The sequence below is a fragment of the Aliiroseovarius crassostreae genome, from assembly GCF_001307765.1.
Taxonomy (GTDB): domain Bacteria; phylum Pseudomonadota; class Alphaproteobacteria; order Rhodobacterales; family Rhodobacteraceae; genus Aliiroseovarius; species Aliiroseovarius crassostreae.
Genome location: NZ_LKBA01000025.1, coordinates 130,001 through 133,486 on the forward strand (window position 1 = coordinate 130,001; position 3,486 = coordinate 133,486).

Annotated in this window: 2 rRNA genes; both read left to right on the top strand. The window is 51.7% G+C overall.

Annotated elements, in window-relative coordinates:
* The first annotated feature begins 276 nt into the window (after positions 1 to 276).
* Positions 277 to 3,107: ribosomal RNA gene (locus AKJ29_RS18435) — 23S ribosomal RNA — on the top strand.
* Between the two features lie 118 nt (positions 3,108 to 3,225).
* A 5S ribosomal RNA gene (gene rrf / locus AKJ29_RS18440) occupies positions 3,226 to 3,340 on the top strand.
* Positions 3,341 to 3,486 lie beyond the last annotated feature (146 nt).

Here is a 3,486-nt window from a genome sequence, read left to right on the forward strand (position 1 = left end):
AAGAAGGCTGTTTTAAGTCCCTTTCCTCGGACTTTCTACGGTATCCCGGCTGAAACGATAGTGTTGTCCAAGTCAAGTACACTAACCAAGGTCTGAGAGATCAGATCTTATGTGCTCTTTGATCTTGGTGATTGACCGACATCAATCGCCAAATCGTCCTCAAGTAGCCGCAAGGCGGTAGGACATTCAAAGAGCGCGGGAAAGTATGCTTTTGGTCCAGATTGCCCGCGAGGGTAAGAGGTCAGATGAACAAAAGGTCTGTCTTCTTCTGGATCAAATCAAGCGCGAGAAGGGCGTTTGGTGAATGCCTTGGCAGTAAGAGGCGATGAAGGACGTGATACTCTGCGATAAGCGATGGTAAGGCGAGAATAGCCGTAATAGCCATCGATCTCCGAATGGGGGAACCCACCTGACAGTTCATTATAATAACTTCGGTTATTTATAGTGTTCTGAAACAGGGACTTAAGACCTGAATACATAGGGTTTTAAGAGCAAACCCGGGGAACTGAAACATCTAAGTACCCGGAGGAAAGGAAATCAATTGATACTCCCCTAGTAGCGGCGAGCGAACGGGGACCAGCCGAGCCTTGAGTGTGGATAGAATGGTCTGGAAAGGCCAACCATAGTGGGTGACAGTCCCGTATATGAAGCATGATAGGACGTATTAAGTAGGGCGGAACACGTGAAATTCTGTCTGAAGATCGGAGGACCACCTTCGAAGGCTAAGTACTCCTTACTGACCGATAGCGAACCAGTACCGTGAGGGAAAGGTGAAAAGCACCCCGACGAGGGGAGTGAAACAGTACCTGAAACCGAACGCCTACAATCAGTCGGAGGCCCCTTGCGGGCTGACGGCGTACCTTTTGTATAATGGGTCATCGACTTGGTCTATCTAGCAAGCTTAAGCCGTTAGGTGTAGGCGTAGCGAAAGCGAGTCTTAATAGGGCGAATGAGTTAGGTGGATCAGACCCGAAACCGAGTGATCTAGGCATGGCCAGGTTGAAGGTGCGGTAACACGCACTGGAGGACCGAACCCACATCTGTTGAAAAAGATCGGGATGAGCTGTGCCTAGGGGTGAAAGGCCAATCAAACTCGGAGATAGCTGGTTCTCTGCGAAATCTATTTAGGTAGAGCGTCATACGAATACTCCCGGGGGTAGAGCACTGAATGGGTAATGGGGGCCCACAGCCTTACTGATCCTAATCAAACTCCGAATACCGGGAAGTACTATATGGCAGACACACAGCGGATGCTAACGTCCGTTGTGGAGAGGGAAACAACCCTGACCTACAGCTAAGGCCCCTAATTCATGGCTAAGTGGGAAAGCAGGTGAGACGACCAAAACAACCAGGAGGTTGGCTTAGAAGCAGCCATCCTTTAAAGATAGCGTAACAGCTCACTGGTCTAAATAAGTTGTCTTGCGGCGAAGATGTACCGGGGCTCAAGCCATGAGCCGAAGCTTAGGGTGTGCATTTATGCACGCGGTAGCAGAGCGTAGTGTGACATAGTTCCATTCCTCCTTAGATCCTTCGGGGTCATTGGAGGATCGGAGCTTTCAGTGAAGCCGGCCTGTGAGGGATCCGGTGGAGAGATCACTAGCGAGAATGATGACATGAGTAGCGACAAAGGGGGTGAGAGACCCCCTCGCCGAAAATCCAAGGGTTCCTGCTTAAAGCTAATCTGAGCAGGGTAAGCCGGCCCCTAAGGCGAGGCCGAAAGGCGTAGCCGATGGGAACCAGGTTAATATTCCTGGGCCAGAAGGAAGTGACGGATCTCGAAGGTTGTTCATCCTTATTGGATTGAATGGGCAGCTTAGAGGTTCCTGGAAATAGCCCTTCATGAGACCGTACCCTAAACCGACACAGGTGGATAGGTAGAGTATACCAAGGCGCTTGAGAGAACGATGTTGAAGGAACTCGGCAAAATACCTCCGTAAGTTCGCGAGAAGGAGGCCCAGTTTCTACGCAAGTATTGACTGGGGGCACAAACCAGGGGGTGGCGACTGTTTACTAAAAACACAGGGCTCTGCGAAGTCGCAAGACGACGTATAGGGTCTGACGCCTGCCCGGTGCCGGAAGGTTAAAAGGAGGTGTGCAAGCACCGAATTGAAGCCCCGGTAAACGGCGGCCGTAACTATAACGGTCCTAAGGTAGCGAAATTCCTTGTCGGGTAAGTTCCGACCTGCACGAATGGCGTAACGACTTCCCCGCTGTCTCCAACATCGACTCAGCGAAATTGAATTGCCTGTCAAGATGCAGGCTTCCCGCGGTTAGACGGAAAGACCCCGTGCACCTTTACTACAGCTTCGCACTGGCATCAGGCACAACATGTGCAGAATAGGTGGTGGGCTTCGAAGCAGGGACGCCAGTTCCTGTGGAGCCTCCTTTGAGATACCACCCTTGTTCTGCTTGATGTCTAACCGCGGTCCGTTATCCGGATCCGGGACCCTGCGTGGTGGGTAGTTTGACTGGGGCGGTCGCCTCCTAAAGCGTAACGGAGGCGCGCGAAGGTTGGCTCAGAGCGGTCGGAAATCGCTCGTTGAGTGCAATGGCAGAAGCCAGCCTGACTGCGAGACTGACAAGTCGAGCAGAGTCGAAAGACGGCCATAGTGATCCGGTGGTCCCGAGTGGAAGGGCCATCGCTCAACGGATAAAAGGTACGCCGGGGATAACAGGCTGATACTGCCCAAGAGTCCATATCGACGGCAGTGTTTGGCACCTCGATGTCGGCTCATCTCATCCTGGGGCTGGAGCAGGTCCCAAGGGTATGGCTGTTCGCCATTTAAAGAGGTACGTGAGCTGGGTTTAGAACGTCGTGAGACAGTTCGGTCCCTATCTGCCGTGGGTGTAGGATACTTGAGAGGAGTTGCCCCTAGTACGAGAGGACCGGGGTGAACGATCCACTGGTGGACCAGTTGTCGTGCCAACGGCAGTGCTGGGTAGCTATGATCGGAAAGGATAACCGCTGAAGGCATCTAAGCGGGAAGCCCCCCTCAAAACAAGGTATCCCTGAGGACCGTGGAAGACTACCACGTCGATAGGCCGGAGATGTAAGCATGGTAACATGCTCAGTTGACCGGTACTAATGGTCCGATAGGCTTGATTTGATCCAGTAGAAAGCAAACCTAACCGCGCTCAAGTAGCAAAGCGGTAGAGCTCATACTGATAAATCAAAAGCATACACACCAGTGTACTGACTTGGACAAAAATTGGATTTTTACTCGGTTTGGTGGTCATAGCACAAGTGAAACACCCGGTCCCATCCCGAACCCGGCCGTTAAGCACTGTCGCGCCAATGGTACTGCGTCTTAAGACGTGGGAGAGTAGGTCACCGCCAAACCTAGTAAAAATCCAAATTCTCTCATAACGATCTCAAAAAACAAAAACGCCCTTCGCCCAAAAGCGAAGGGCGTTTTATGTTGGGAAAAGCTTATACTCAATTCAGTGAAGCTGGCAGCCCATACTCACTAACGAAAGCGGGAAGAT